Annotated in this window: 26 protein-coding genes; 12 read left to right on the forward strand and 14 right to left on the reverse strand. The window is 72.4% G+C overall.

What is annotated here, in order from left to right; translation table 11 throughout:
* The first annotated feature begins 14 nt into the window (after window positions 1–14).
* A complete protein-coding gene (locus ACX12L_RS14665; protein WP_459263268.1) occupies window positions 15–995 on the forward strand; it encodes a tripartite tricarboxylate transporter substrate binding protein in 981 nt (326 codons plus the stop codon).
* Window positions 996–1,006: 11 nt separating this feature from the next.
* On the opposite strand, the gene ACX12L_RS14670 is transcribed toward ACX12L_RS14665, so the two are convergent.
* The 10 genes from ACX12L_RS14670 to ACX12L_RS14715 all read right to left on the reverse strand — a co-directional run bounded on the left by ACX12L_RS14670 (window position 1,007) and on the right by ACX12L_RS14715 (window position 9,876).
* A complete protein-coding gene (locus ACX12L_RS14670; protein ID WP_459263269.1) occupies window positions 1,007–1,924 on the reverse strand; it encodes an SMP-30/gluconolactonase/LRE family protein in 918 nt (305 codons plus the stop codon).
* A gap of 11 nt (window positions 1,925–1,935) precedes the next feature.
* Window positions 1,936–2,811: an amidohydrolase family protein gene (locus ACX12L_RS14675; RefSeq protein ID WP_459263270.1), complete on the reverse strand. Its 876-nt coding sequence runs from the start codon at window positions 2,809–2,811 to the stop codon at window positions 1,936–1,938.
* 8 nt (window positions 2,812–2,819) lie between these two features.
* Complete coding sequence (locus tag ACX12L_RS14680) at window positions 2,820–3,776, reverse strand: tripartite tricarboxylate transporter substrate binding protein (protein WP_459263271.1); 957 nt, start codon at window positions 3,774–3,776, stop codon at window positions 2,820–2,822.
* A gap of 39 nt (window positions 3,777–3,815) precedes the next feature.
* Entirely contained in the window at window positions 3,816–4,745 is a 930-nt protein-coding gene (locus ACX12L_RS14685; RefSeq protein ID WP_459263272.1) for a Bug family tripartite tricarboxylate transporter substrate binding protein, read from the reverse strand.
* A gap of 69 nt (window positions 4,746–4,814) precedes the next feature.
* A complete protein-coding gene (locus ACX12L_RS14690) occupies window positions 4,815–5,327 on the reverse strand; it encodes a tripartite tricarboxylate transporter substrate-binding protein (RefSeq protein WP_459263273.1) in 513 nt (170 codons plus the stop codon).
* Between the two features lie 25 nt (window positions 5,328–5,352).
* Window positions 5,353–6,270, reverse strand: a complete 918-nt coding sequence (locus ACX12L_RS14695; RefSeq protein WP_459263274.1) for an NAD(P)-dependent oxidoreductase — start codon at window positions 6,268–6,270, stop codon at window positions 5,353–5,355.
* Complete coding sequence (locus tag ACX12L_RS14700) at window positions 6,267–6,953, reverse strand: RraA family protein (RefSeq protein WP_459263275.1); 687 nt, start codon at window positions 6,951–6,953, stop codon at window positions 6,267–6,269. The genes ACX12L_RS14695 and ACX12L_RS14700 overlap by 4 nt, the downstream gene beginning before the upstream one ends.
* A gap of 32 nt (window positions 6,954–6,985) precedes the next feature.
* Window positions 6,986–7,975 carry a Bug family tripartite tricarboxylate transporter substrate binding protein gene (locus ACX12L_RS14705; RefSeq protein ID WP_459263276.1) on the reverse strand — a complete coding sequence of 330 codons (990 nt, stop codon included), beginning with the start codon at window positions 7,973–7,975 and terminating at the stop codon, window positions 6,986–6,988.
* A gap of 24 nt (window positions 7,976–7,999) precedes the next feature.
* Window positions 8,000–8,869: an amidohydrolase family protein gene (locus ACX12L_RS14710; RefSeq protein ID WP_459263277.1), complete on the reverse strand. Its 870-nt coding sequence runs from the start codon at window positions 8,867–8,869 to the stop codon at window positions 8,000–8,002.
* Between the two features lie 26 nt (window positions 8,870–8,895).
* Window positions 8,896–9,876, reverse strand: coding sequence for a tripartite tricarboxylate transporter substrate binding protein (locus ACX12L_RS14715; protein ID WP_094435655.1), 981 nt, complete (start codon window positions 9,874–9,876; stop codon window positions 8,896–8,898).
* 124 nt (window positions 9,877–10,000) lie between these two features.
* On the opposite strand from ACX12L_RS14715, the gene ACX12L_RS14720 reads away from it, so the two are divergent.
* Window positions 10,001–10,753 (forward strand): IclR family transcriptional regulator, encoded by a 753-nt coding sequence (locus ACX12L_RS14720; protein WP_459263278.1) that lies wholly within the window; start codon window positions 10,001–10,003, stop codon window positions 10,751–10,753.
* A 65-nt stretch (window positions 10,754–10,818) separates the two neighbouring features.
* A complete protein-coding gene (locus ACX12L_RS14725; RefSeq protein WP_459263353.1) occupies window positions 10,819–11,457 on the forward strand; it encodes an MBL fold metallo-hydrolase in 639 nt (212 codons plus the stop codon).
* An 80-nt stretch (window positions 11,458–11,537) separates the two neighbouring features.
* Here ACX12L_RS14725 and ACX12L_RS14730 read toward each other — a convergent pair whose 3' ends face one another.
* Complete coding sequence (locus tag ACX12L_RS14730; protein ID WP_459263279.1) at window positions 11,538–12,503, reverse strand: helix-turn-helix transcriptional regulator; 966 nt, start codon at window positions 12,501–12,503, stop codon at window positions 11,538–11,540.
* Window positions 12,504–12,715: 212 nt separating this feature from the next.
* Here ACX12L_RS14730 and ACX12L_RS14735 point away from each other — a divergent pair, with 212 nt between their 5' ends.
* The 9 genes from ACX12L_RS14735 to ACX12L_RS14775 are packed head-to-tail and all read left to right on the forward strand — an operon-like array spanning window position 12,716 to window position 21,359.
* Entirely contained in the window at window positions 12,716–13,864 is a 1,149-nt protein-coding gene (locus ACX12L_RS14735) for an ABC transporter substrate-binding protein (RefSeq protein ID WP_459263280.1), read from the forward strand.
* The gene (locus ACX12L_RS14740; protein WP_459263281.1) at window positions 13,861–14,781 is read left to right on the forward strand and encodes an alpha/beta hydrolase; all 921 of its coding nucleotides are present in this window, start codon (window positions 13,861–13,863) and stop codon (window positions 14,779–14,781) included. Before ACX12L_RS14735 ends, ACX12L_RS14740 begins: the two co-directional genes overlap by 4 nt.
* Window positions 14,778–15,815 carry a FecCD family ABC transporter permease gene (locus tag ACX12L_RS14745; RefSeq protein ID WP_459263282.1) on the forward strand — a complete coding sequence of 346 codons (1,038 nt, stop codon included), beginning with the start codon at window positions 14,778–14,780 and terminating at the stop codon, window positions 15,813–15,815. The genes ACX12L_RS14740 and ACX12L_RS14745 overlap by 4 nt, the downstream gene beginning before the upstream one ends.
* Window positions 15,812–16,621 carry an ABC transporter ATP-binding protein gene (locus tag ACX12L_RS14750; protein WP_459263283.1) on the forward strand — a complete coding sequence of 270 codons (810 nt, stop codon included), beginning with the start codon at window positions 15,812–15,814 and terminating at the stop codon, window positions 16,619–16,621. The genes ACX12L_RS14745 and ACX12L_RS14750 overlap by 4 nt, the downstream gene beginning before the upstream one ends.
* A complete protein-coding gene (locus tag ACX12L_RS14755; RefSeq protein ID WP_459263284.1) occupies window positions 16,618–16,926 on the forward strand; it encodes a DUF2218 domain-containing protein in 309 nt (102 codons plus the stop codon). Before ACX12L_RS14750 ends, ACX12L_RS14755 begins: the two co-directional genes overlap by 4 nt.
* Window positions 16,927–16,975: 49 nt before the next feature.
* On the forward strand, window positions 16,976–19,126 hold the full coding sequence (locus ACX12L_RS14760; protein WP_459263285.1) for a TonB-dependent receptor: 2,151 nt from the start codon (window positions 16,976–16,978) through the stop codon (window positions 19,124–19,126).
* A 40-nt stretch (window positions 19,127–19,166) separates the two neighbouring features.
* Window positions 19,167–19,439, forward strand: coding sequence for a hypothetical protein (locus ACX12L_RS14765; protein ID WP_459263286.1), 273 nt, complete (start codon window positions 19,167–19,169; stop codon window positions 19,437–19,439).
* Complete coding sequence (locus tag ACX12L_RS14770) at window positions 19,420–19,719, forward strand: hypothetical protein (protein ID WP_459263287.1); 300 nt, start codon at window positions 19,420–19,422, stop codon at window positions 19,717–19,719. Before ACX12L_RS14765 ends, ACX12L_RS14770 begins: the two co-directional genes overlap by 20 nt.
* Window positions 19,716–21,359 (forward strand): PepSY-associated TM helix domain-containing protein, encoded by a 1,644-nt coding sequence (locus tag ACX12L_RS14775; protein WP_459263288.1) that lies wholly within the window; start codon window positions 19,716–19,718, stop codon window positions 21,357–21,359. Before ACX12L_RS14770 ends, ACX12L_RS14775 begins: the two co-directional genes overlap by 4 nt.
* A 27-nt stretch (window positions 21,360–21,386) precedes the next feature.
* On the opposite strand, the gene ACX12L_RS14780 is transcribed toward ACX12L_RS14775, so the two are convergent.
* From ACX12L_RS14780 to ACX12L_RS14790, 3 genes are all read right to left on the reverse strand, one after another.
* Window positions 21,387–22,241 carry a M48 family metallopeptidase gene (locus tag ACX12L_RS14780; protein ID WP_459263289.1) on the reverse strand — a complete coding sequence of 285 codons (855 nt, stop codon included), beginning with the start codon at window positions 22,239–22,241 and terminating at the stop codon, window positions 21,387–21,389.
* On the reverse strand, window positions 22,238–23,131 hold the full coding sequence (locus tag ACX12L_RS14785) for a DMT family transporter (RefSeq protein ID WP_459263290.1): 894 nt from the start codon (window positions 23,129–23,131) through the stop codon (window positions 22,238–22,240). Before ACX12L_RS14785 ends, ACX12L_RS14780 begins: the two co-directional genes overlap by 4 nt.
* 113 nt (window positions 23,132–23,244) lie before the next feature.
* A complete protein-coding gene (locus ACX12L_RS14790) occupies window positions 23,245–23,910 on the reverse strand; it encodes an AraC family transcriptional regulator (RefSeq protein WP_459263291.1) in 666 nt (221 codons plus the stop codon).
* Between the last annotated feature and the right edge of the window lie 31 nt (window positions 23,911–23,941).

Genomic DNA, 23,941 nt, shown 5'->3' on the forward strand with positions numbered 1-23,941 from the left:
CGCAGGAGAAAGACATGCAATCCATCACCCGCCGCGGCGCGCTGCGCTGCGCCCTGGCCGCCGCATGCGCGCCCGGCCTGGCCTTCGCCCAGGAAGCGCCCTTCCCTTCCACCAACGTCCACCTCGTCGTGCCCTACGCGGCGGGCGGCGCCACCGACATCGTGGCCCGCGCCGTGGCCGACAAGCTGGGCCCGCGCTGGGGCAAGCCGGTCGTCATCGACAACAAGCCCGGCGCCGGCACGACCCTGGCCGCCGCGCAGGTGGCGCGCGCGCCCGGCGACGGCCACCTGCTCTACATGACCACCTCGGCGCACACCATCAGCGCCGCGCTGTACAAGAAGCTCGACTACGACCCGCTGGCGAGCTTCGCCGCGCTCACGCTGGTCGCCAAGGTGCCGCTGGTGCTGGTCGTGCGGCCCAGCCTGGACGTATCGACGCTCGACGAATTCACCCGCTACGTGCGCGCCAACCCGGACAAGGCGGCCTACGCCTCGCCCGGCAACGGCACGGCCCAGCACCTCACGGGCGAGATGTTCAACGCCGCGATGAAGACGCGCATGGTGCACGTGCCCTACAAGGGCGACGCGCCGGCCATCACCGACCTGCTGGGCGGTTCGGTGGACGCGATGTTCGCCACGCTCACCGTGGTGCTGCCGCACATCGCCTCGGGCAAGCTCAAGGCCATTGCGCTGGCCAACGGCAGCCGCATCGAGAAGGTGCCCGCCATTCCCACGTTCGCCGAGGCGGGGCTCCCGAACTTCGAGGCCGCCACCTGGTTCGGCGTGCTCGCGCCCGCATCGCTGCCCAAGGGCCTGCGCGAGCGCATCAGCCGGGACATCCGCGCGGTGGTGGACCAGCCCGACCTGCGCGCGCGGCTGATCGACCTTGGCGGCGAAGTCGTCTCCAACACGCCCGCGGCATTCGAGGCCTTCATGCAGGCCGAGTCGGCCAAGTGGCAAGGCATCGCCCGCCAGTCCGGCGCGGTGATCAATTAGCGCGCCATGGTTCAGCGGGGCCGGTGCAGCGCCAGCCCCGGCGCGTCCAGCGCCGCGCGCAGGATGCGCCCGTGCGAGGAGTCGGTCACGTAGAGCGTTCGCCGGCCCTCGCCGCCGAAGGCCAGGTTGGTGGTGGAGCTGCCCGGCGCGCCGCGCAGCACCAGCACCGGCTCCGCCCGGCCGTTGAGCACCCAGACGTAGCCCAGGCCCGGGTTGGCGACGAGCACGCGGCCATCGGCATCCACGGCCAGCCCGTCCGGGCCGCTGGGGCCGTAGGAGGCGAAGAACCGGCCCACCTTGGCCACGCTGCCGTCGGGCAGCAACGGCACGCGCCACACGCAGTTGCCGCGCGTGGCGGCCAGGTACAGCACGCGCTCGTCGGGCGACAGCGCCACGCCGTTGGGGCTGGGCACGTTGGCGAGCAGCAGGTCGAGCTGCCCATTCGGGCGCAGGCGGTACAGGCGCCCGCTCGGGTCGTGCAGGCCGCTCTGGCCCTGGTCGGTGAAATACAGGTTGCCCTGGCTGTCGAACACCAGGTCGTTCACGCCCTTGAAGCGCTCGCTGTTGCGCCGCTCCAGGTACGGCGTGACCTTTCCGCTCGCGACATGCAGGCGCATCAGGCCGTTCTTGTAGTCGGTGATGAGCAGCGTGCCCGCATCGAGGAACTTCATGCCGTTGGGCTCGCCGTCGTACTCGGCCACCAGGGTCCAGGCGCCCTGGGGGTCGATGCGGAACACGCGGCCCCAGGGGATGTCGGTCACGTAGAGGTTGCCGGCGTCGTCGAACACCGGGCCTTCGAGGAAGGAGTCCGTCACCGCGCCGCCACGGTTGGCGTCGGCCCAGGCGCTGCGCTCGGGGCGGCGCAGCGATTCGGGCATGGACGTGAACGGCTCCAGTTCACGGACTTGGGGGGCTTGCAGCAAAAACATCGGTCAATCCTTCAAAAGCCGTACAGGCGCGCCGGGTTGGCCACGAGGATGCGGTCCATCGCCGCGCCCGGGCCGGCCCAGGCGCGCAGCAGGTCCACCAGGTCGGCATCGTTCACGGTGCCCGGCGCCTCGGTGGTGTGCGGCCAGTCGCTGCCCCACACCAGCCGCTCGGGCGCGGCGCGCACCAGCGCCTGGGCGAGCGGCAGCGTATCCGCATATGCGGGCGCGGTCGAGCGCATGTACGAGCCCGAGAGCTTGGCCCAGGCGTTGCCGCCGTCCAGCAGCCGGCGCAGCGCGCCGTAGCCGTCGGCGGATGGCCCCTCGGCCGGATCGATGCGGCCCAGGTGGTCGATCACCAGCGGCACGGGCAGCGCGGCAAGCACGCTTTCCAGGGCCACGATCTGCTCCGGATGCATGAAGACCTGGACGTGCCAGCCCGGCAGGCGCGCGGCCTTGCGCGCCAGCGTGGCCAGCATCTGCGGCGTGGTCTCGCCCCAGGATTGCGGCGTGACGAAGTTCACGCGCAGCCCGCGCACGCGGCGCGCGTGCAGGCGGTCGAGTTCGGCATCGCCCACGTCCTGCGCCACCACGGCCACGCCGCGCGCGCCGTCGCCCAGCTGGTCCAGCGCATCGAGCGTGCAGGCGTTGTCGGTGCCGTAGGTGGAAGGCGTGACGACCACCGTGCGCTGCGTGCCCAGGCGCTGCTGCAGCCGCCGGTACGCGGCCACGGGCGCGTCGGGCGGCGTGCGCTTCCAGTGCGGCGACGGCGCGAAGCGCGGGTCGAAGATGTGCATGTGGCTGTCGCACGCGAGCGGCGGCAGCGTGCGCGCGGGCCGGTTCAGGCCCACGGAATGCGGCACGGGCGCGGGAAGCGGGGGCTGCGCCATGGAGGTGCTCAGTCCAGCTTGATGTTGCCCTTGCGCACCACCTCGCCCCACTTCGCGTCTTCCTTCTTGAGGAAGGCAGCGAACTCGGCCGGCGTGGAGCCGATGGGCTGCGCGCCCAGGTCGGCCAGGCGCTGGCGCACCTCGTCCTCCTGCAGCACCTCGGCCAGCGCCTTGTGCAGCCTGGCGGCAATGCCGGCGGGCGTGCCCGCGGGCAGGAACACGCCGTTCCACTCGTAGGCCTCGTAGCCGGGAATGGCGGCCTCGGCCACCGTGGGCACGTCGGGCAGGCGCCTGGAGCGCTCGGGCGAGGACACGGCCAGCGCGCGCAGCTTGCCGGCCGCGATGTGCGGCGAGGTGGCGGCCACGGTGCCGAACATGAAGTCCACCTGCCCCGCCATCACGTCGGTGATGGCCGGGCCGCCGCTCTTGTAGGGCACGTGCACCATGTCCAGGCCGAGCTTCTGGCGAAACAGCTCGGCCGCCAGGCGCTGCACCGTGCCGCTGCCGCCTGAGGCGAAGTTGAGCTTGCCCGGCTCGGCCCTGGCCTTGGCGATGAGGTCGTTCACGGTCTTGTACGGCGAGCCGGCGGGCACGATCAGCACGTTGGGCGCCAGCAGCACCAGCGACAGCGGCTGCAGCGCGTTGGCCGCGTACGGCATCCTGGGGAACAGGTGCGGGTTGATGGAGTACGGCGTGGCGTCGTAGAGCATGGTGTAGCCGTCGGCCTGTGCCTTGGCCACGTAGGACGCGCCGATGGTGCCGCTGGCGCCGGCCTTGTTGTCCACGATCACGCTGCCGCCGAGCCTGGTGCCCACGCGGCTGGCGATCACGCGGGCCACGGCATCGGCCGCGCCGCCCGGCGCGTAGGGCACGACGATGGTGATGGGCCGCTCGGGGAACGCGGCGTGCGCAGCCAGGGCGATGCAGGCGCAGGCGGCCAGCAGGTATTGCTTGAGGGATTTCATAAGGTCTCCATAGCTGAGAACGAAGGACGGCGGCCTTCTTCAGTCGGCCTTGAGGTCGAGCTCCCGCGCGATGCGGGTGTAGGTGGCCACCTCGCGGCGCACCTGCTCGGCGAACGGCGCGCCGCACAGCGACGCGGCCTCCAGGCCCAGGCCGCGCAGCTTGTCGGCCGTGGCCGCGCTCTTGGCGAAGGCCGCGGCAGCGCCTTCGAGCGCCTGCACGATTGAAGCCGGCACGCCCGCCGGGGTCAGCACGCCGTACCAGGCGTCGGCCGAGAAGTCGCCCCCGCCGGCCTCGGCAAAGGTGGGCACCTGCGGCAGCAGCGCCGAGCGCCTGGGCGACGCCACGGCCAGCGCCGCGAGCTTGCCGCCTTCGATCTGCGGCAGCACCGAGCCCAGCGTGGCGAACGAGCTGTCGAGCTGCCCGCCCATCAGGTCGTTGACCACCGGCGCCGCGCCCTTGTAGGGCACGTGGTTGAGCTTGAGGCCGTTGGCGCGCGCGAACATCTCGGTGGCGAAGTGGCCCGAGCTGCCCACGCCCGGCGTGCCCGCCGTCACGCGCCCGGGCTCGGCGCGCGCCTTGGCCACGTAGGCGCCCAGCGTGCGCGCCTGCATCGCCGGCCCCACCACCAGCACCGTGGGGCTGGTGGCGACGGTGCACACGGGCTGGAAGGATTTCACGGCGTCGAACTTCACGCGGTCGCCGTAGAGCGCGGGGATCATCGTGTGGTTGGTGGCGCCGAACAGCAGCGTGTAGCCGTCGGCCGGCGCCGTGGCCACGGCCTGCGCGGCCAGGATGGTGTTGGCGCCGGGCTTGTTCTCCACCACGAAGGGCTGGCCCAGCGCGCGGCTGGCGTGGTCGGCGAAGGCGCGGGCCACCACGTCGGTGGGGCCGCCGGCGGCGAAGCCCACCACCAGCTTGACCGGTTTGGAGGGGTACGCCTGCGCGAAGCAGGCGCCGGATGCTACCAATACGGTAGCTGTCAGCGCTTTCCCAACAAGCACCAGAGGTCGATTTGGCTTGAACACGGTAAATCTCCTTCAATCCATGCGGATGCCGCTTGCGCGGATCACGCCAGCCCACTTCGCGGTTTCGGATTGCACGAAGGACTTGAACTCCTGCGCGCTCGAACCCACGCCCTGCACGCCCATTTCGGCGAAGCGCTGCCGCATCTCGGGGCCGGCGACGATGGCGCGGGTGGCCGCGTCGAACGGCAGCCTGGCGAACAGGCTGGGGTTGACGGTGAAGGCCGTGGCGTCCAGCAGCAGCGTGTAGCCGTCGGGCGCGGCCTTGGCCACGGCCGCCGCGCCGATGGTGCCGCCGCCGCCCGGGCGGTTGTCCACCACCACCTGCTGGCCCAGGCGGGCCGACAGCTGCGTGGCCAGCAGCCGCGCGGTGTTGTCGGCATTGCCGCCGGCCGGGTACGGCACGACGAGCTTGATGGGCCGATCGGGCCAGTTCTGTGCCTGCGCCGGCAGGCTGGCAGCTACCAAAACGATAGCTGCTAGCGCTTGACTGGCAAGCGCTAGGCGCCGATTTTTATTGAATTGCATGTCTGTCTCCTTGGAACCGCGGCGGTCAGCGCGCCAGCACGGCCAGCGCGTTGCGCGCGGCGCCCAGGCCCATGTTCACGTAGGCGTCGCTGGTCACGCCGCCGATGTGCGGGCTCAGGATGAAACCCGGCTGGTGCTGGAACGGGTGGCCGGCCGTCATGGGCTCGACGGCGAAGCTGTCCAGCCCCGCCATGCGCACCTGGCCGCTCTGCACGGCGGCGAGCAGCGCGGCCTCGTCGATCAGGCCGCCGCGCGCGGTGTTCACCACGATCACGCCGCGCTTGCAGCGCGCGAGCGTGCCGGCGCCCAGCAGATGGCGGTTGTCGTCGCTCAAAGGGCAGTGCAGCGAGATGGCGTCGCTCTCGCGCCAGATCGTCTCCAGGTCGGCGGGCTGCACGTACTCCGGCAGGTTCCTGGCGAAGGGGTCGAAGCCGAGCACGCGCATGCCCAGCGCATCGACCATCTTCGCGAAGCGCAGGCCGATGGCGCCCAGGCCGATGAGGCCGATGGTGCGGCCGGAGAGCTCCAGGCTCTTGTGCGTGGCCTTGTCCCAGTGGCCCGCGTGCATGCGGTCGCTCAGCTGCGGCACGGACTTGGCGCAGGCCAGCAGCAGCGCCAGGGCCTGCTCGGCCACGGCGGCGGCGTTGGCGCCCACGGCGGCCACCACCTCGATGCCGCGCTCCTTGGCGGCCGCCTTGTCGATGGTGTCGGTGCCGCTGCCGTGCTTGGAGATCACCTTGAGCGACGGCGCCGCGTCCATGGCCGCCACGCCCACCTTGCTGTAGCGCACGATGATGGCCACGGGGTCGTGCCGGCGGCACAGGGCGACGATGTCGTCCTCGGTGGGCGCCTTGCCGGCGTAGACGATTTCGTAGTCAGCCAGCAGCGCGAGCGCCTGCGGCGCGAGGTCGGCCGCGGTGATGAGGATGGCGGGGCGGCTCACAGTTCCTCCCCCTCTTTCAGCACGCCGGCGGCGCGCAGCGCGGCGGGCAGCCACTTGGAGGCGGTGTCGCCACGCGCTATTGATTCGATGCGCGCGGCCTCGTCGGCCACCTTCTTGACGGCCAGGGCCATCATCGCGGGCGCCTTGGCGCGCTCGATCACGACCACGCCGTCGGCGTCGCCCACCACGAGGTCGCCGGGGAACACCGGCGCGCCGGCGCAGGAGATGGGATGGTTGATGCGCCCGGGCACGAACTTGGTCGGGCCCGCGGGGTTGAAACCGGCGCTGAACACGGGAAAGCCGAGCTCCAGCAGTTCCAGCTTGTCGCGGATCGCGCCGTCCACGATCACGCCGCCCAGGCCACGCTGCTTGCAAGCGCTGAGCATCAGCGTGCCCATCAGGGCCGCCGTCTGGTCGCCCTTGCCGTCGATCACGAGGATGTCGCCCGGCTGCGCGAGCGCGATGGCCGCGTGGACCATGAGGTTGTCGCCGGGGCGCACCTCGACGGTGAAGGCCGGGCCGGCGAGCTTCATGCGTTCGTGCACCGGCGCCACGCGGGCATGCAGGGTGCCGCGGCGGCCCGCCACGTCGGCGAGGATGGCGGCCTGGAAGGTGCCGGCCTGCCGGACGACTTCGGCGCTCACGCGCTCGAAGCTGCGGATGACTTCGGGGAGTTGGCTCATGGTGGTTCCTTGGAGGAGAAAGAGGGAAAAATTCAGTCGGCCTTGATGTTTCCGCCCTGGATCACCTTGGCCCATTTGGCGGAGTCGGCCTTCTGCAGCGCAGCGAGCTGCCCGGGCGTGCCGCCCACGAGGGTGATGCCGAGCTTGTCCGCCAGTGCGGTGACGGCCGGGTCCTTGAGCGCCTTGGCGATCTCGGCGTTCAGGCGCTGCACGATGGCGGCCGGGGTCCTGGCGGGCGCGAACACGGCGTGCCACTGCTCCACCACGAAGTCCTTGAGGCCCGCCTCGCCCATCGTGGGCACCTGGGGCAGCGCCGGCAGCCGCCGGGCCGAGGTGACGGCCAGCGCGCGCAGCTTGCCCGCCTGCACGTGCGGCAGCGCGGCGGCCGCGGGCGCGAACATGAACTGCACCTGCTCGCCCAGCGTGTCCTGCAGCGCGGGCGTGTCGCCCTTGTAGGGCACGTGGATGAAGCGCGCGCCCGTCTGCTGCTGCAGCAGCTCGGCCTGCATCTGCAGGATGGTGCCGTTGCCGCCCGAGGCGTAGGCCAGCTTGCCCGGCTGCGCCTTGCCGGCCGCGACGAGGTCGGCCACGCCCTGGAATGGCTGGCCCGCGCCCACCACGAGGATGTGCGGGATCGTGCCGATGGTGATGACGGGCTCGAAGCCCGCGATGGGGTCGTAGGGCAGCTTGCCCATGAGGTGCGGCGCGATGGCCTGCGGGCCGATCGTGGTGCCCAGCAGCGTATAGCCATCGGGCTGGGCGCGCGCGACGAAGGCCGCGCCGATGGTGCCGGTGGCGCCGGGCTTGTTGTCCACGATCACCGTGGTGGCGAGGAGAGGGCCCAGGCGCTGCGCGATGTTGCGGCCCAGCACGTCGGTGCTGCCGCCGGGCGGGTACGGCACCACGTAGGTGATGGTCTTGCCGCCGGGCCATTCCTGCGCCAGCGCGGAGCCGGCGGCCAGCGCCACGCCCAGGGCCGCGAGCAGGCAGCGGCGGGTGGCGGAAAAGTCGTGTGCGTTCATGGGATGTGTCTCCTGTGGGGTTCTTCAAAGAGGGGGAAAGCCGTAGAGCGCCTGCGGGTTGTCCACCAGCACGCGCTGCGGCGAAACGGCGGCCAGCCGCAGCCAGTCGTGCAGGCGGTCGATCTGCCGCGCGTCGTCGGGCATGGGCTGCAGCCCGGCCGAGGCGGTGGCATGGGGCCAGTCGCTGCCCCAGAGCACGCGCCCGGGCGCGCAGCGCAGGTAGCTCGCGGCCAGCGGGTCGAGCGCGGGGTCTTCCACCGTGTGCAGCGCGCTCACGATGTAGCCGCCCGAGAGCTTGATCCACGCCCGGCCGCCCTGCAGCAGCTCCAGCAGCAGCGCATGCGCCGCCTGCCCTTGCGCGCCCGGCGCGATGCGGCCGAAGTGGTCGAACACCAGCGGCACCGGCAGGCGCCGCAGCACGCCGGCCTGCGCCGCGAGCAGATCGGGCGCCATGAGCAGCTGCAGGTGCCAGCCCAGCGGCGCGATGCGGCGCGCCAGCGGCTCCAGCATGTCCGCCGTGCCCGACACGCCCAGCGACAGGTTCAGCCGCACGCCGCGCACGCCGGCGCCGTGCAGGCGCTGCAGCTCGGCGTCGCTCTCGTCGCCCGTGACCACGGCCACGCCGCGCGCCTGGGGGCCGAGCGCGGCCAGGCCGTCGAGCATGCAGCGGTTGTCCGTGCCGTAGGTGGAGGGCGTGACCAGCACCGCGCGCGTGGTGCCCATGCGCCGCTGCAGCGCCCGGTAGTCGCGCGCCGAGGCGTCGGGCGGCAGCAGCTTCGCGCCGGGGGCGGCGGGGTAGCGGCCGTCGTACACGTGCACGTGGCAGTCGCACGCACCGGCGGGCGGCACGGCCCGGGGCCGCTGCCGGCCGGCGGAGAAAGGCACGGCTTGCATGGCCTTTTCGCGCGAAATGGCGGTGCTCAGTCCAGGCTCGCGCCCGAGTCCTTGACGATCTTGCCCCAGCGCGGCACCTCGGCGCGCAGAAGCTGGTCGAACTGCTCGGGCGTGCCGCCCAGCACGTCGCCGCCTTCGGAGCGCAGCTTCTCGGCCACTTCGGGCTGCTTCAGGGCCTCGTTGATGGCCTTGTTGAGCTGCTGCACTATCGCGGCGGGCGTGCCCGCGGGAGCGAGGACGCCGAACCAGGTTACGGCGTCGAAGCCGCGATAGCCCGACTCGGCCAGCGACGGCGTGTCGGGCAGCTGGGCCGAACGCTTGAGGGAAGTGACGACGATGGGCCGCAGCTTGCCATTGCGCACCTGGCCCAGCAGCGTGGGCACGCTGGACATGTACAGGTCGATCTGCCCGCTCACCAGGTCGGTCATGGCCTGGGCCGCGCCCTTGTAGGGAATGTGGCGCAGCTTGATGCCGGCCGCGTTCTCCGCCAGCTCGCCGGCCAGGTGCGCCACCGTGCCGTTGCCCGAGTAGCCCAGCGTGATGCCGTCGGGCTGCTTCTTGGCGGCGGCCACCACGTCGGCGAAGGTCTTGAACGGCGTGTTCGCCGGCGCGGCCATCACGATGGGCGAGGACGACACGAGCGCCACCGGCACCAAGTCCTTGAGCGGATCGTAGGGCAGCCTGGGGTACAGCGTGGGGTTGATCGCGAGGTTGCTCGTCTGGCCCATGACCAGCGTGTAGCCGTCGGGCGCGGCCTTGGCCGCCGCGTCCACGCCCAGGTTGCCGCCCGCGCCGGGGCGGTTGTCCACGATCACGCTCCACTTGTTCTGGTCGGCGACCTTCTGCGCGACGGTGCGCGCGATCATGTCGGTGCCGCCGCCGGGCGGGAACGGCACGATGAGGCGGATCGGCTTGGCCGGGTAGGCGGCCTGCGCCAGTGCGCCGGTGGCGGCAGCAAGGCCGAGCGCGGCGGCGCACAGCGAGCGCGAGAGGGTGCGTGCAAGCATGGGTTGTCTCCTTTGGGTGGTGCGTTGAATGCGCCTGCCGGCATGCTTCCGGCATTGGGGTGCGACTTTAGGCAAACGTTTCAACCCATACAATTACGTTCCACACAATGCAACGTATTGCGCCATGAGCAACCCTCCGGCCCCCTCGAAACCCGCCGACGGCGGCGTGATCGCCGTCACCCGCGCCCTGCAGCTGCTCGAAGCCTTCGCGGTGGGCGAATCGCACCTGTCGCTGGCGGAGCTCAGCCGCCGCGCGGGCCTGCACAAGACCACGGTGCTGCGCCTGGCGCGCACGCTGGCGCAGTCGGGCTACATGGTCCAGCGCGAGGACGGCGACTGGCGCCTGGGCCCGGCCGCGGGCTGGCTGGGGGCGCGCTACCAGGCGGGCTTCGACGTGCAGAACGTGCTGGAGCCCGCGCTGCGCGAACTCACGCAGACCAGCGGCGAGAGCGCGGCCTTCTACGTGCGCGAGGGCAACGTGCGCACCTGCCTCGTGCGCGTGGAAGGCCCGCAGGCGCTGCGCCACCACGCGCGCATGGGCGAGGGGCTGCCGCTGGACAAGGGCTCGCCGGGCCGGGTGATCCTGGCGTTCTCGGGCGAGCCGGGCGAGGTCTACGAGGAAATCCGCCGGCGCGGCTACCACTGGTCGATCGGCGAGCGCGAGCAGGGCGTGGCCACCGTGTCGGCCCCCGTCTTCGGGCGCAACTGGCGGCTGCTGGGCTGCGTGTGCATCTCGGGCCCGCAGTCGCGGCTGCCGCAGGAAAAGCTGGAGGCGCTGGCGCAGACCATCATCAAGACGGCCAACCAGCTGTCCTACGCGCTGGCCGGCAAGGCGGCCAGCACGGCGGCGCAGGCGCCGGGCGTCTGGCACCCGTGACTGCGCCCGCCCTGCGGCCTATACACTCGCGCGGCCATCGCGTGTCCATCGCACCCGTCAACCCCATGCTCCACTACCACACCATTCCCGTCACCGCCTTCCAGCAGAACAGCTCCCTCGTCTGGTGCGACCAGACCATGGATGCGGCCGTGATCGACCCCGGCGGCGACCTGGATCTGCTGCTGGCCGAGGCACGGCGCCTGGGCCTGCACCTGAAGGCCATCTGGCTCACGCACGCCCACATCGACCACGCGGGCGGCGCGGGCGAACTCGCGCAGCGGCTTCAACTGCCCATCATCGGCCCGCACGAGGGCGACCAGTTCTGGATCACCGGCCTGCCGCAGCAAAGCGCCATGTTCGGCTTTCCGCCCGCGCTGGCGTTCACGCCCACGCGCTGGCTGCACGACGGCGACACGGTCGCGATCGGGCACGAAACCCTGAACGTGCGCCACTGCCCGGGCCACACGCCGGGCCACGTGGTGTTCCATGCGCCGCAGATCGACCGCTGCTTCGTGGGCGACGTGCTGTTCGCCGGCAGCATCGGCCGCACGGACTTCCCTCAGGGCAACCACCAGCAGCTGATCGACAGCATCACGCAGCGCCTGTGGCCCATGGGCGACCAGACGGTGTTCATTCCCGGCCACGGGCCGGAGAGCACATTCGGGCGCGAGCGCCGCAGCAATCCCTACGTGGGCGGCACCTGACTCTCATTGCCTTTATTGGAAATCGACGTTTTCTCTTGCTGTACAGGCGCAAGAAGCTCTATTTTCAATAGCAAAACGCTCTAGACGCGCGAGCGCGCCAGCTTGGGCGCGTGCCCGAAGCGGCGCCGGTACGCGGTGGCAAAGTTGGCCGCGCTGGTGTAGCCCGCCACCATCGCCGCCTGGCCCACGGTGACGCCCTCATGCTCCAGCGCGCGGCGGGCGCGCAGCAGGCGGCATTCGCGCAGGTAGTCGAACACGGTGGTGCCGAAGACGGCGCGGAACTGGCGCTGCAGCGTGTTGGCGTTCACGCCCGCGTGGCGCGCGATCTCGTCGAGCGACAGGCCGTCGGCCTGGCCCGAGCCGAGGAAGGCGTGCAGCTCGCGCAGGCGCTGGTGCTCGCGCGGGCGCAGCGCGGCGGGGGCGGGCGGCGGCGGAGCGCTGGGGTGGCGGTGCAGCGTGGCCAGGGCCTCGCCCGCCAGCTCCAGCGCGCGGCTCTCCAGGTAGAGGCTCTGCAGCAGGGGCTCCAGTTGCGGCGGGTGCACGATCTGCTCTGCGATCGCCACGGCGCGCGGCGACATCTGCCAGCGCCGCATGTCGAGGTGGCGGCGCATGAAGTCCTCCAGCACGCCGCAGGCTGTGCCGGCCTGAGCGAGCCAGCCCGGGCCCAGGTTCAGGTTGACCCGGCGCGAATACACGCCCCGGCGCGCGCGGCGCGTGAGCTGGTCGCGCTCGGCCAGCGCCACCAGCGCGGCGCACGCGCCGCCCCGCGCGCTGGCCAGCGCGACCTGCCGCGGGCCGTAGGAAACGTCCACCGCGCCTTCGAGCAGCAGCACGATGCGCAGGCCCGCGTCGAGCTCGGTCTGGGCGATCAGGTCTTCCTCCTCGTGCGCGTCGTCCCAGTGCAGCAGCAGGCCGGGGCGCAGCCGGCGCGTGTGCGCCAGGTGGGCGCGCAGCGCCGGCTCGGCGGGCAGGCAGCCCGGCGTCACGACGCAGCGCGCGGGCGCGCCGGCGCCGGCGGGCGTTGCGCAAGAGGAAATGCCGTGCATGGAAGAACCGCGGACTGGATCAGATTCAGATGGAAAAAAGGCATGCACGCCGGGCGCCACTGCGCGCAAACATTTTTGTTGGCGCGGCAAACACAGGCGGCGGCGGGATGTGGGATGCTAGCAGCCGCGGCTCACTAATGCAAATCATTCTCAATAAAATTAGCGCTCCGCAACGCGCAGCCCATGACAAGGCTGTTTTGGATTCCACCGCCATGCCCTCCCCTTTCCGCTGCCTGCGCCTGTTACTGACCGGCGCATTGATCTCGCTTTGCGCGGCCTTCGCGGCCCATGCCCAGCAGGGCGCCGTCACGGTCACCGACCTCGCGGGCCGCACCGTGCACGTGCCCGCCAGGGTCGAGCGCATCCTGCTCGGCGAAGGCCGCCTGCTGCCCGCGCTGGCCGTGCTCGACAAGGAGAACCCCCTGCGCCGCCTCGCCGGCATGATGGGCGAGTTCGAGAAGCTCGACGAGGCCGGCTACGCGCAGTGGAAGCGGCGCTTCCCGCAGATCGACCAGGTGCCGCGCGTGGGCCGCACGAGCAGCGGCAGCTTCAGCGACGAGCAGGCCATCGCGCTCAGGCCCCAGCTGGCCATCCTGGGCCTGGCGGGTGGCCACGGCCCGAGCGAGCGCGACCGCGAGACCCTGGCGCGCCTGGAGGCCGCGGGCGTGGCCGTGGTGTTCATCGACCTGCGCCACGAGCCGCTCGCCAACACCCCGCGCAGCATGCTGCTGCTCGGCGAGGTGCTGGGCAGGAAAGCCGAGGCCGAGGCGTTCGTGAAGTTCTGGCGCGCGCAGCTCGCCGTGGTGGCCGACCGGCTCGCCCAGGCCCGCCCCGAGGCGCCCACCGTGTTCCTGGAGAACCGCGTGGGCCTGTCCGAAGGCTGCTGCGACACCATGGTGGGCCTGGTGGGCAAGCTGCTCGATGCGGCCGGCGCGCAGAACGTGGCCCGGGGCCTGGTGCCGGGCGAGTTCGGCACGCTGAACCCCGAGTTCCTGATCGCGCGCCAGCCGCACCTCTACATCGGCACCGGCATCGGCACGCTGGCCACGGCGCAGCAGACGCCGCTGCGCATCGTGCTCGGCGCCGACGCCACGCCCGAGGCGGCGCGCGCCTCGCTCGCGCGCGCCGTGCAGCGCCGCGGCATCGCGCAGCTGCAGGCCGTGAAGGAAGGGCGCGCCTACGCCATGTGGCACCACTTCTACAACTCGCCGTTCAACGTGGTGGCCGTGCAGGTGTTCGCCAAGTGGCTGCACCCCGCGCTGTTCGCCGACCTGGACCCGCGCGCCACGCTGCAGGCGATGTACGAGCGCTTCCAGCCGATCCCGCTGGAAGGCGTCTACTGGACGGCGCTCAAGCCATGACGACCGCGTGCCCCCGCCGCACCCTGCTGGGCCTGGGCGCGCTGCTGGCCCTGCCCGGCTGCGCGCTGCGGCCCGCGCTGGAGCATGCGCCGCCCGTGGCGCTGCCGGGCACGCGGCGGATCGACATCGCCGCCGGCGGCCCCCATGGGCATATGCACCGCATCATGCTCGCCGTGCCGCCCGCGCCGGCGCCCGCGCAGGGCTGGCCCGTGCTCTACGTGCTCGACGGCGACCTGATGTTCGCCCTCACCGCGCAGCTCATGCGCAACCGCTTCGCGCGCGGGCCCGGCGTGCCCGCGCAGGGCACGGTGGTGGTGGGCCTGGGCTACGCGGGCGACCAGGTGCTGGACCTGGATGCGCGCACCTACGACTACACCCCTCCCGCGCCCGGCCCCGCCACGGACGAGCGCGGCCGCCGCGAGGGCGGGGCCGACGCCTTCCTCGGCTTCATCGACGCCGCGGTGCGCCCACTGGTGGAGCGCGCCGCGCGCGTGGACACGGCGCGGCAGACGCTGTTCGGCCATTCCTACGGCGGGCTGTGCGTGCTGCATGCGCTGTTCACGCGGCCAGGGGCTTTCCAGAACTACGTGGCCGCGAGCCCCTCGGTGTGGTGGCGCGATGGCTTCATCCTGCGGGAGCAGGAGCGCTTCCTGGCCGCGCGCCGCGCCGATGCGGCGCCGCTGCGCCTGCTCGTCACCCAGGGCGGGCGCGAGGCGGAGGTTCCCGCCGACCCCGCCCGCGCCGCCATCGCGCGCGAGCGGCGCGGCGCCGAGCACCTGCGCGCGCTGCTCGATGGCCTGCGCGGCGCGCCGGGCCTGGACTGGCGCTTCATGTCCTTCCCCGGCGCCGACCACGGCGCCAGCATGGCGCCCGCCGCGCAGCAGGCGCTGGCGCTGGCCATCGGGGTTCGCGCATGACCACGCTCGCCGCGCGCTACCGGCGCTTCGCCGCGCTGCGCCTGTGGCTGCTGGCGGCCATGGCCGTGGTGCTCTGCGCCACGCTGGCGCTCGACCTCGCGACCGGTCCCTCGGGCCTGCCGTTCGCCGACGTGGTGGCCGGGCTGCTGCGGCCCGCCGGCCTGCCGGTGGAGCAGCGCGTGATCCTCTGGGAAGTGCGCCTGCCCTACGCGGTGATGGCGCTGCTGGTGGGCGCGTCGCTGGGCCTGGCGGGCGCGGAGATGCAGACCGCCCTCAACAACCCGCTGGCCAGCCCCTTCACGCTGGGCCTGTCGGCCGCGGCGGCCGTGGGCGCGTCCATCGCCGTGGTGGGCGGCTTCACGCTCATGGCCTTCGGCGAGAACCTCGCGGTGCCGCTCTCGGCCTTCGTCTGCGCGGCGGCGGCCACGCTGCTGATCCAGCTGCTCGCGTGGCGCTACGGCGCCACGGTGGACACGGTGGTGCTGTTCGGCATCGCGCTGCTGTTCAGTTTCGAGGCGCTGCTGTGGCTCATGCAGTTCATCGCCGACAGCAACGCGCTGCAGCAGATCGTGTTCTGGACCATGGGCAGCCTCGCACGCGCCACCTGGAACAAGATCGGCCTGGTGGCCGCCGTGCTGCTGCTGTGCGCGCTCTGGTCGGCGCGCAGCGCCTGGCCGCTCACGGCGCTGCGCGCGGGCGAGGACCAGGCGCGCAGCTTCGGCATCGCGGTGGAGCGGCTGCGCCTCGTCACGCTGCTGCGCGTGAGCCTGCTCGCGGCCACGGCGCTCTCGTTCGTGGGCACCATCGGCTTCGTGGGCCTCGTGGGGCCGCACATCGCGCGGCTGCTGCTGGGCGAGGACCACCGCTACTACCTGCCCGGAGCGGCGCTCGCGGGCGCGCTCATGCTCTCGGGCGCGTCCATCCTCAGCAAGACGCTGGTGCCCGGCGTGGTGCTGCCCATCGGCATCATCACCGCGCTCGTCGGCGTGCCCATGTTCATGGCCCTGGTGCTCTCGCGCAGGAGGGGCGCATGAGCGAGGGGCTGGAGCTGCGGCACTTAAGCGCCGGCTACCCGCGCCGGCCCGTGCTCGAAGGGCTCGACCTGGAGCGCATCGCGCCCGGCACGCTGGTGGCGCTCGTGGGCCCGAACGCCGTGGGCAAGTCCACGCTGCTCAAGGCCATCGCCGGGCTGCGGCCGGTGCGCGGGCAGGTGCTGCTGGACGGCACCGACCTCGGGGCACTGACCCCGCGCGAGCGCCTGCGCCGCGTGGGCTACCTGCCGCAGGCGCTGCCCCAGGCCACCTCGCTCGTGGCCTACGAGGCCATGCTGAGCGCCCTGCGCGCGAGCCGCGCCGACTTGAGTACCGCGCAGGCCGAGGCCGCCATCGCCCGCGTGTTCGCCACGCTGGGGCTCGATGCGCTGGCGCTGCGGCCGCTGGGCGAGCTCTCGGGCGGGCAGCGCCAGATGATCGGCCTGGCTCAGGTGCTGGTGCGCGCGCCGCGCCTGCTGCTGCTGGACGAGCCCACGAGCGCGCTCGACCTGCGCTGGCAGCTGCAGGTGCTGCAGGCCGTGCGCGCGCAGGTGGCCGAGGGGCGGACGCTCGCCGTGATCGCCGTGCACGACCTGAACCTCGCCCTGCGCTTTTGCGACCGCATCGTAGTGCTGGGCCAGGGCCGCCCGCACAACCGCCTTCTGGCCGCGGGCCGCCCGGCCGATGTGCTCACGCCCGCGCTGCTGCAGGCCACCTACGGCGTGCGTGCGCGCGTGGAGCGCTGCAGCCTGGGCCATCCCCTGGTGCTGGCCGACGAAGCCATTTCCCCGACCCACGACTTCCCATGATCCACGCCCGAGGCCATGTGCCCACGCCCGAGGCCAGCCGCTGGCTGCAGCGCCTGTGCCACCACTTCAGCCGAAAGATCGCCGTGCGCTACGACGAGCGCGAGGGCCATGCCGAATTCCCCTGGGGCATCTGCGAGATGCGCGCCGACGGCGCGGCGCTGCACTTCGACTGCCGCGCGCAGGACACAGAGCAGCTGGCGCGCGTGCGCTTCGCCATCGACGAGCACGTGAGGCTGTTCTCGCGCAAGCACCCGCTGGCGGTGCAGTGGCATGCCTGCGCGCCCGCAGCGGGCAGCCCGCCGTAACCGCCCCCGTCCACCCGCCACCGTTTTTCTTGTGCTTGAGGAGAGAACCATGCAGAAACCTTCCACCCGCAAACCGCGGCTCAACTCCATCGCGCTGGCACTGCTGGCCGCCGGCGCCGGCTCCGCGGCCCTGGCCCAGACGGCCGCGCCGGCCGGCGGCGAGGCGGCCACGCTGCCGCAGGTCACCGTGCGCAGCAAGTACGAGCGCGAGGACCTGCCCGTGCGCGCGCCCGGCCACAAGGCCGCTTCGGGCGCGCGCCTGGGCATCCTGGGCGCCACGTCCATCATGGACGCGCCCGTGCACGTCAACGCCTACACCCGCGAGCTGGCCGAGGACTGGTCGGCGCTCACGCTGCAGGACGTGCTGGAGAACGACTCCGCCGTCGTCTTCACCACCAACAAGAACCACCTGCTGCAGAACTTCAACCTGCGCGGGCTGGACATGACGGCGATGGACATCGCCACCAACGGCCTGTACGGCATCGCCCCGGCCAACTCGGTGCCGGTCGAGATGTTCGAGCGCGTGGAGGTGCTGCGCGGCCCGAACGTGCTGCTCTCGGGCATGCCGCCCCTGTCCAGCGTGGCGGGCACCGTCAACATGGTGACCAAGCGCGCGCTGGCCCAGCCCATCGCCGACCTGACGCTGACCTACGGCACGCATTCCTACTTCCAGGCCCATGCCGACGTGGGCAAGCGCTTCGGCGACGAGAAGCGCCTGGGCATCCGCTTCAACGGCGTCTACGGCGACGGCGAGATGGGCGCCAAGGACGAGAGCCAGACCCGCCGCGTCGGCGCGCTGGCGCTGGATTACGTGGGCGACCGCGCCCGCTTCTCGCTGGACCTGTACAACAGCGTCAACAAGATCGACAACGGCAGCCCCGGCATGTTCAACTTCCAGGGCAACGCGGCCATCCCCGGCGTGGGCTACCTGCTCGCCCCGCCCAAGGGCGACACCAACATGTTCCGCGGCACCCACGGCGAATACGACAACAGCGGCGCGCTGGCCCGCGCCGAGTTCGACTTCACGCAGGACTGGCAGGGCTACTTCGCGCTGGGCGGTTCCGAGGCCGAGGGCAAGGGCCTGCTGTTCGGCACCCGCGCCTTCGTCACCGGCGCGGACGGCACCACGCGCGGCGCGATCTACCACGTGCACACCAAGTCCGAGCGCCGCACGGCCGAGGCGGGGGTGATCGGCAAGTTCGACACCGGCGCTGTCCGCCACCGCCTGCAGCTGTCGGCCAACATCCTCAAGCACAAGGAAGGGACCGTGAACACGGCCTGCAACTACTGCTACACCACCAACATGTACGACCCGGTGACGCCCAGCTTCCCGGCGGCGCCGGTCTGGAAGGCCTACACCACCGAGAACGAGTTCCGCTCCCTGGCCGTGGCCGACACCATGGCCTTCGCCGGCGAGAAGGTGCTGCTGACCGTGGGCGGGCGCCACCAGACGGTGAAGACGCCGGTGGTGGGCGGCGCGGCGAGCGACTACAGCAAGAGCCGCTTCTCGCCGATGGTCGCCGCCGTCGTGCGCCCCTGGGGCGACGGCGTCTCCCTGTTCGGCAACTACACCGAAGGGCTGGAGCCGGGCCAGGTCGTGGGCGTGGGCTACGCCAACGCGGGCGATTCGCTGGCGCCCCGGGTCTCCAAGCAGGCCGAGCTGGGCGTGAAGCTGCAGGCCGGCGCGCTGACGCACACCCTCAGCGCCTACCAGATCAAGCGCCCCTCGTTCACCGGCGTCGCACCCGCGCCCCTGGTGGAAGGCGGCGAGCAGCGCCTGCGCGGCCTGGAGTGGAGCGCCTACGGCCTGCTGACCAAGGACGTGACGCTGCTGGGCGGCATCACCTACATCAAGTCCGAGCAGCGCAACACCGGCAAGGACACCTACGGCGTGCCCGAATGGCGCCTGCGCATCGGCGCGGACTGGCAGACGCCCGTGCAGGGCCTGAAGGTGGGCGGCCGCGTAGTCCACACCGGCTCGCAGTGGGCCGACTCGGGCAACCGCATCCGCGTGCCCTCGTGGAACCGCCTGGACCTGAACACCAGCTACGCCACCCAGTTCGGCGCCACGCCCGTGCGCTTCAACGCCAGCGTGGAGAACGTGACCGACAAGAACTACTGGATCGGCCTGTTCTCCGACGGCTTCGTGATGCCCGGCGCGCCGCGCACCTTCAAGGTGTCGGCAACTGTTTCCTTCTGAAGCCCATGCTCCCCGCCTCCGGCGGGGGGCCGCGTTCCACATGCCCGTCTTCACCCTCCTCGGCCTGGCCGCCGCCACGCTGGCCTGCCTGTGCCTCTACGCGGCATCGCCCAACCAGCGCCTGTGGGCCGCGCCCTGGCCGCGCCGGCCCGCGCGCATCGCGTGCGCGGCCCTGCTGCCGCTCGCCTGGCTGGCGCTGGTGCAGGACATGCACCGCCTGACCGCCGCCTTCGTCCTGGGCACCACGCTGATGCTGGCGCTCGCCGTACTGCCCTATGCAGGAGCACTGACCCATGCCCGCCGCACCCGCTGAACCCATCCGGCCCGACTGGGTGTCCAAGACCCTGGCCGGCCTGCTGCTGGGCCTGAGCCTGGCCTTCACCGCCTCGGCGCTGCTGATGACGCAACTGCGCGGCATGCCGCTCGCGGTGAGCGGGCAGCTCGCCATGTGGCTGGTGCCGCCCGTGTGGCTGGGCGTGCTCTCCGGCGTGTATTTCTTCAGGAACGGCCTGCGCGCCTGGGCCTGGCTGCTGGGCGCCAACGCGGTGGCCCTGGGCCTGTGGTGGTGGCTGCGGCAAGGGGGCGCGGCATGAGGGCCGACCACGTCCGCATCTACAAATCCGTCCACACCTGGACGGGCATCCTGAGCGGCATGGCGCTGTTCATCGCCTTCTACGCGGGAGCGCTCACGGTGTTCAAGGAGCCGCTGCGCCGCTGGTCCACGCCGCCCGCGGCCCTCGTTCAGCCCGTGCCCATGGACGAGGCCCAGCCGCTCATCGCGCAGGCCCTGGCCACCACGCCCCCCGCCGCGCGCGTGACCCTGCCGCTGGCGGGCGACCAGGCCATCCCGCGCCTGGAATGGCAGGTGCGCGCCCCGGGCGCCGACGACCACGACGAGAGCGCCGCGCGCCACTACACCGCCACGCTGGGCGAAGGCGGCAGCCTGCAGGTGCGCGAGCAGCCCCCGTCGCGGCTCGTGGAGTTCATCGACGTGCTGCACCGCGTCGTCGGCCTGCCCGCGGACTCGGACCCGAACCGCTGGGTCATGGGCGTGGTCTCGGGGCTGTACTTCGTGGCGCTGGTCTCCGGCGTCGTGGTGCTGCTGCCCTCGCTGGTCAAGGACTTCTTCGCACTGCGCGTGGGCAGGAACAGGAAGCGCATGTGGCTGGACGCGCACAACGTGGTGGGCATCGTCAGCCTGCCCTTCCACGTCGTCATGGCCCTGAGCGCCGTGGTGTTCGCCTACCACGACCAGATCTACGCCTTGCAGGACAAAATGATCCACCAGGGCCAGTGGTCGCAGCCATCCGCAAGGCCCCAGGGCCCACCCGGCGCGGCGCCCGCGCACAACCCGGCGGACATGCTCCGGCCCTCGCAGCTCGTGCAGATCGCCAGGCAGGCGGCGCCGGGCTTCGAGCCCGGCGCCCTGCAATACACGCAGGCGACGGGCCCCCGGCCCATGGTGCGCGTGTGGGGCAAGAACCCCCTTGGCGTCTCGCCGCGCGCCACGGGCGGGTTCGCCGCGATCGACCCATACAGCGGCAAGCTGCTCTCCGCCGACTACCTCTCGGGCGCGCAGACCACGCCCAACCTGTTCATCAGCAGCTTCTTCGCGCTGCACATGGCCTCGTTCGGCGGCACCGCCGTGCTGTGGCTGTACTTCCTGCTGGGACTGGCGGGCGCGTGGCTGTTCTACAGCGGCAACCTGCTGTGGGTGGAGACGCGGCGCAAGGCCCAGCGCAAGGGCGGCGCCATGCCCGCGCAGCGGCGCGACACGGCCCTCATGGCCGCCGCCACGGTGGGCGTGTGCATCGGCTGCGTGGCCGGCATCTCGCTGACCCTGGCCGCCGCCAAGTGGCTGCCGGGCCGGGTCCAGGACATGGCCGCGTGGCACGTCGGCATCTACTACGCGGTGTTCTTCGCCTGCGCGGCCTGGGCCTTCGCGCGCGGCGCGGCGCGCGCGGCCGCGCCACTGCTGTGGCTGGCCGTGGCCTGCACGCTGGCCATCCCGGCATCCAGCCTGCTGGGCTGGCTGGCGCCCGGCGCCGGCGCGTGGGCGGACGGCGCGCAGCTGGGCGTGGACCTCACCGCGCTCGCCGGAGCGCTGGCGCTGGCCTGGATGGCACGCGCCACGGCGCTGCGCGCGCGCAGCGGGCCGCAGGACAGCGTCTGGTCCGCGCGGGCTGAACCGCAGGAATCTGACGAAAATCCAGCTCCAGCGCTTACCCAGTAAGCGTTAACAGCTATTTTTCGAATAGCATCACCCGCCCCGCGCCGCGCGGTACAGCCCCTCCACGCGCGGCACGTTCTGTTCCAGCTCGCGGATGCGGTCGGGCCCCGAGGGGTGGGTGGAGAGGAAGCCGATGCCCTCGCTGCCCGTGGCCTCGCCCATCTTGCGCCACAGGCTCACGGCGGCCTGGGGGTCGTAGCCGGCGCGCGCGGCGAGCTCCAGGCCCACGAGGTCGGCCTCGGTCTCGTCGCCGCGGCTGAACTTGAGCGTGAGCAGCTGCGTACCCAGGCTGGCCGCGGCGTTGCCCAGCTCGCCCAGGCCCAGCAACTGGGCGCCCAGCGACAGGCCGATGCTCGTCGCCTGGCTCTTGGCGATGCGCGAGCGCGCGTGCTCGCGCAGCGCGTGGGCCATCTCGTGGCCCATGACCATGGCGATCTCGTCGTCGGTGAGCTTGAGCTGGTCGAGGATGCCCGTGTAGAACGCGATCTTGCCGCCGGGCATGCAGAAGGCGTTGATCTGCTTGCTGCCGATCAGGTTCACCTCCCAGCGCCAGGAGGCCGCGCGGCTGTTCCACTGCGCGGCGTGCGGGATGAGGCGCCGCGCGATGGCGCGCAGCTTCACGAGCTGCGGATGGCCGTCGGGCGCCAGCGCCCCCTTGGCCTTGGCCTGGGCGAGCATCTGGCCGTACTGCTGCGTGGCCGAGGTTTCGAGCTGCTCGGCCGGCACCAGCTTGCGCAGGCCCGACGCGCCGCCCACGTCCACCTGCGCCGCGGCCGGCAGCGCGGCGGCGCCGGCGGCGGCCAGCAGGAAGGCGCGGCGCGCGTTCCAGATGCCGCCCGCGCAGCAGCGGCAGCCGGACAGCCCCGAGGGAAATTCAGTCGTCATGCGCCAAGTTTAGGCGCCGCGCGCAGCTCCGACCAGATCACCAGCAGCAGCCCCGCCAGCACGCCGCCCAGGCCCCAGAAGGCCATGGCCGAGGGCCGCTCGCCCACCACCAGGATGGCCAGCGCGAACGCCGTCACCGGCTCGGCCAGCGCCAGCGTGACGCCCGTGGCGCCGCTGATGTGGCGCAGCGCCGCGCTGAACAGCAGGTAGGCCAGCCCCGTGGCCGCCAGCCCCAGGTACAGCACCACGCCCCAGGTGGCCGCCGACGGCGTGGGCACGCCGCCCAGCAGCAGCGCCACGGGCAGCGACAGCAGGCCCGCGCCGCCGAACACCGCCAGATTCACCATGGCGGGGCCGGCCTGCGCCACCAGGCGCTTGTTCAAGAGCGCATAGCCCGCATACGACAGCCCGGCCAGCAGGCACAGCGCGATACCCGAAAGCGGCGCGCGCGCGCCGGCGCTGCCGGAAAGCGCCATGGCCGCCCCGCCCGCCACGCCCAGCAGCGTGCCCAGCCACCACACGGGCGCGGGCCAGCGCCGCAGCACCACGGTCTGCAGCAGCCCGGCCCAGACCGGCCCGCTGCCGATGGCCAGCGCCGTGCCCAGCGCCACGCCGCTGGCCTTCACCCCCGCGAAGAAGCTCAGGTTGTACGCCGCCACGCACAGCGCGGCCAGCGGCAGCGCGGCGCCGCGCAGGCCGCGCCACGCGCCGCGGCGCAGGGCCGGCCAGGCCAGCACGGCGAAGAAGGCGCTGGCAAAGCCCAGGCGCAGCGCGCCCACCCAGTAGGGCGACAGCGTGGCGGGCGCCAGGCTTTGCGCGGTGCCGGTGGTGCCCCAGAGCATGGCGGCAAGCAGCACCATGGCGATGCTGCGCAGGGATGCGGTGTTCATGCGCCCATGGTGCGCGCGCCGCGCGCAGCCACTGTCGAGCAACGCGCGAGGTGCGGCGCGCCGCTGCTTCGTTTTGAATAGCTGCCGGCGCTTGTCTGGCAAGCGTTGGAGCCCTATTTGGCTTGAAAACCGCGCAGCGCCCGCGCACCCGTGCCGCGCTCGCGCTGCAAGGCGTAGGCCAGCGCGCTGGCGCTGGCGTAGCCCACGCGCAGGGCCGTGGCCTCCAGCGGCAGGCCGCGGGCCAGCGCGCGCTCGGCCGCGTCGAGCCGGCGCGCGCGCAGCCACGCCTGGGGCGTGCGGCCCGTGAGCTCCACCAGCCGCGCGTGAAAGCGCGGCGCGCTCAGGTGGAAGAGCGCGGCCATGCGCGCCGTGGGCCAGGGCTCGTGCAGCGCCGCATCCACGCGCGACTGCAGCAGCGCCAGGTCCATGCCCCGGCGCGCCAGCACGCGCGGCGCGCGCAGCAGCAGCGCGAGCTGGCTGGCCGCGTCGGCGGGGCCCGCGCCCGGCGGCACGGCGAAGCGGCGCACGCGGTCCACGCCCGCCTGCGGCGGCGCGTCGATCACGAACATGCGCGTGCCGGGCCGCGCGAGGAAGCCGTGCTCCACGCCCGCGGGCACGACGAGGCCGCAGGCCGTGTCCACGAACGCGGCGCGGCCCGCCACCTCCAGCTCCATGCGGCCTTCGAGCGCGTAGAGGACCTGCGCGTGCTCGTGCGCGTGCGCCTGGTGTTCGCCGCTGTAGCGGCGCACCGAGGCGACGGGGTGGACGAGCGAAGGCATGGGGCCGATGGTAGCGGTGCGGATAATCCCC

The organism is Alicycliphilus sp. T452, from assembly GCF_054512775.1.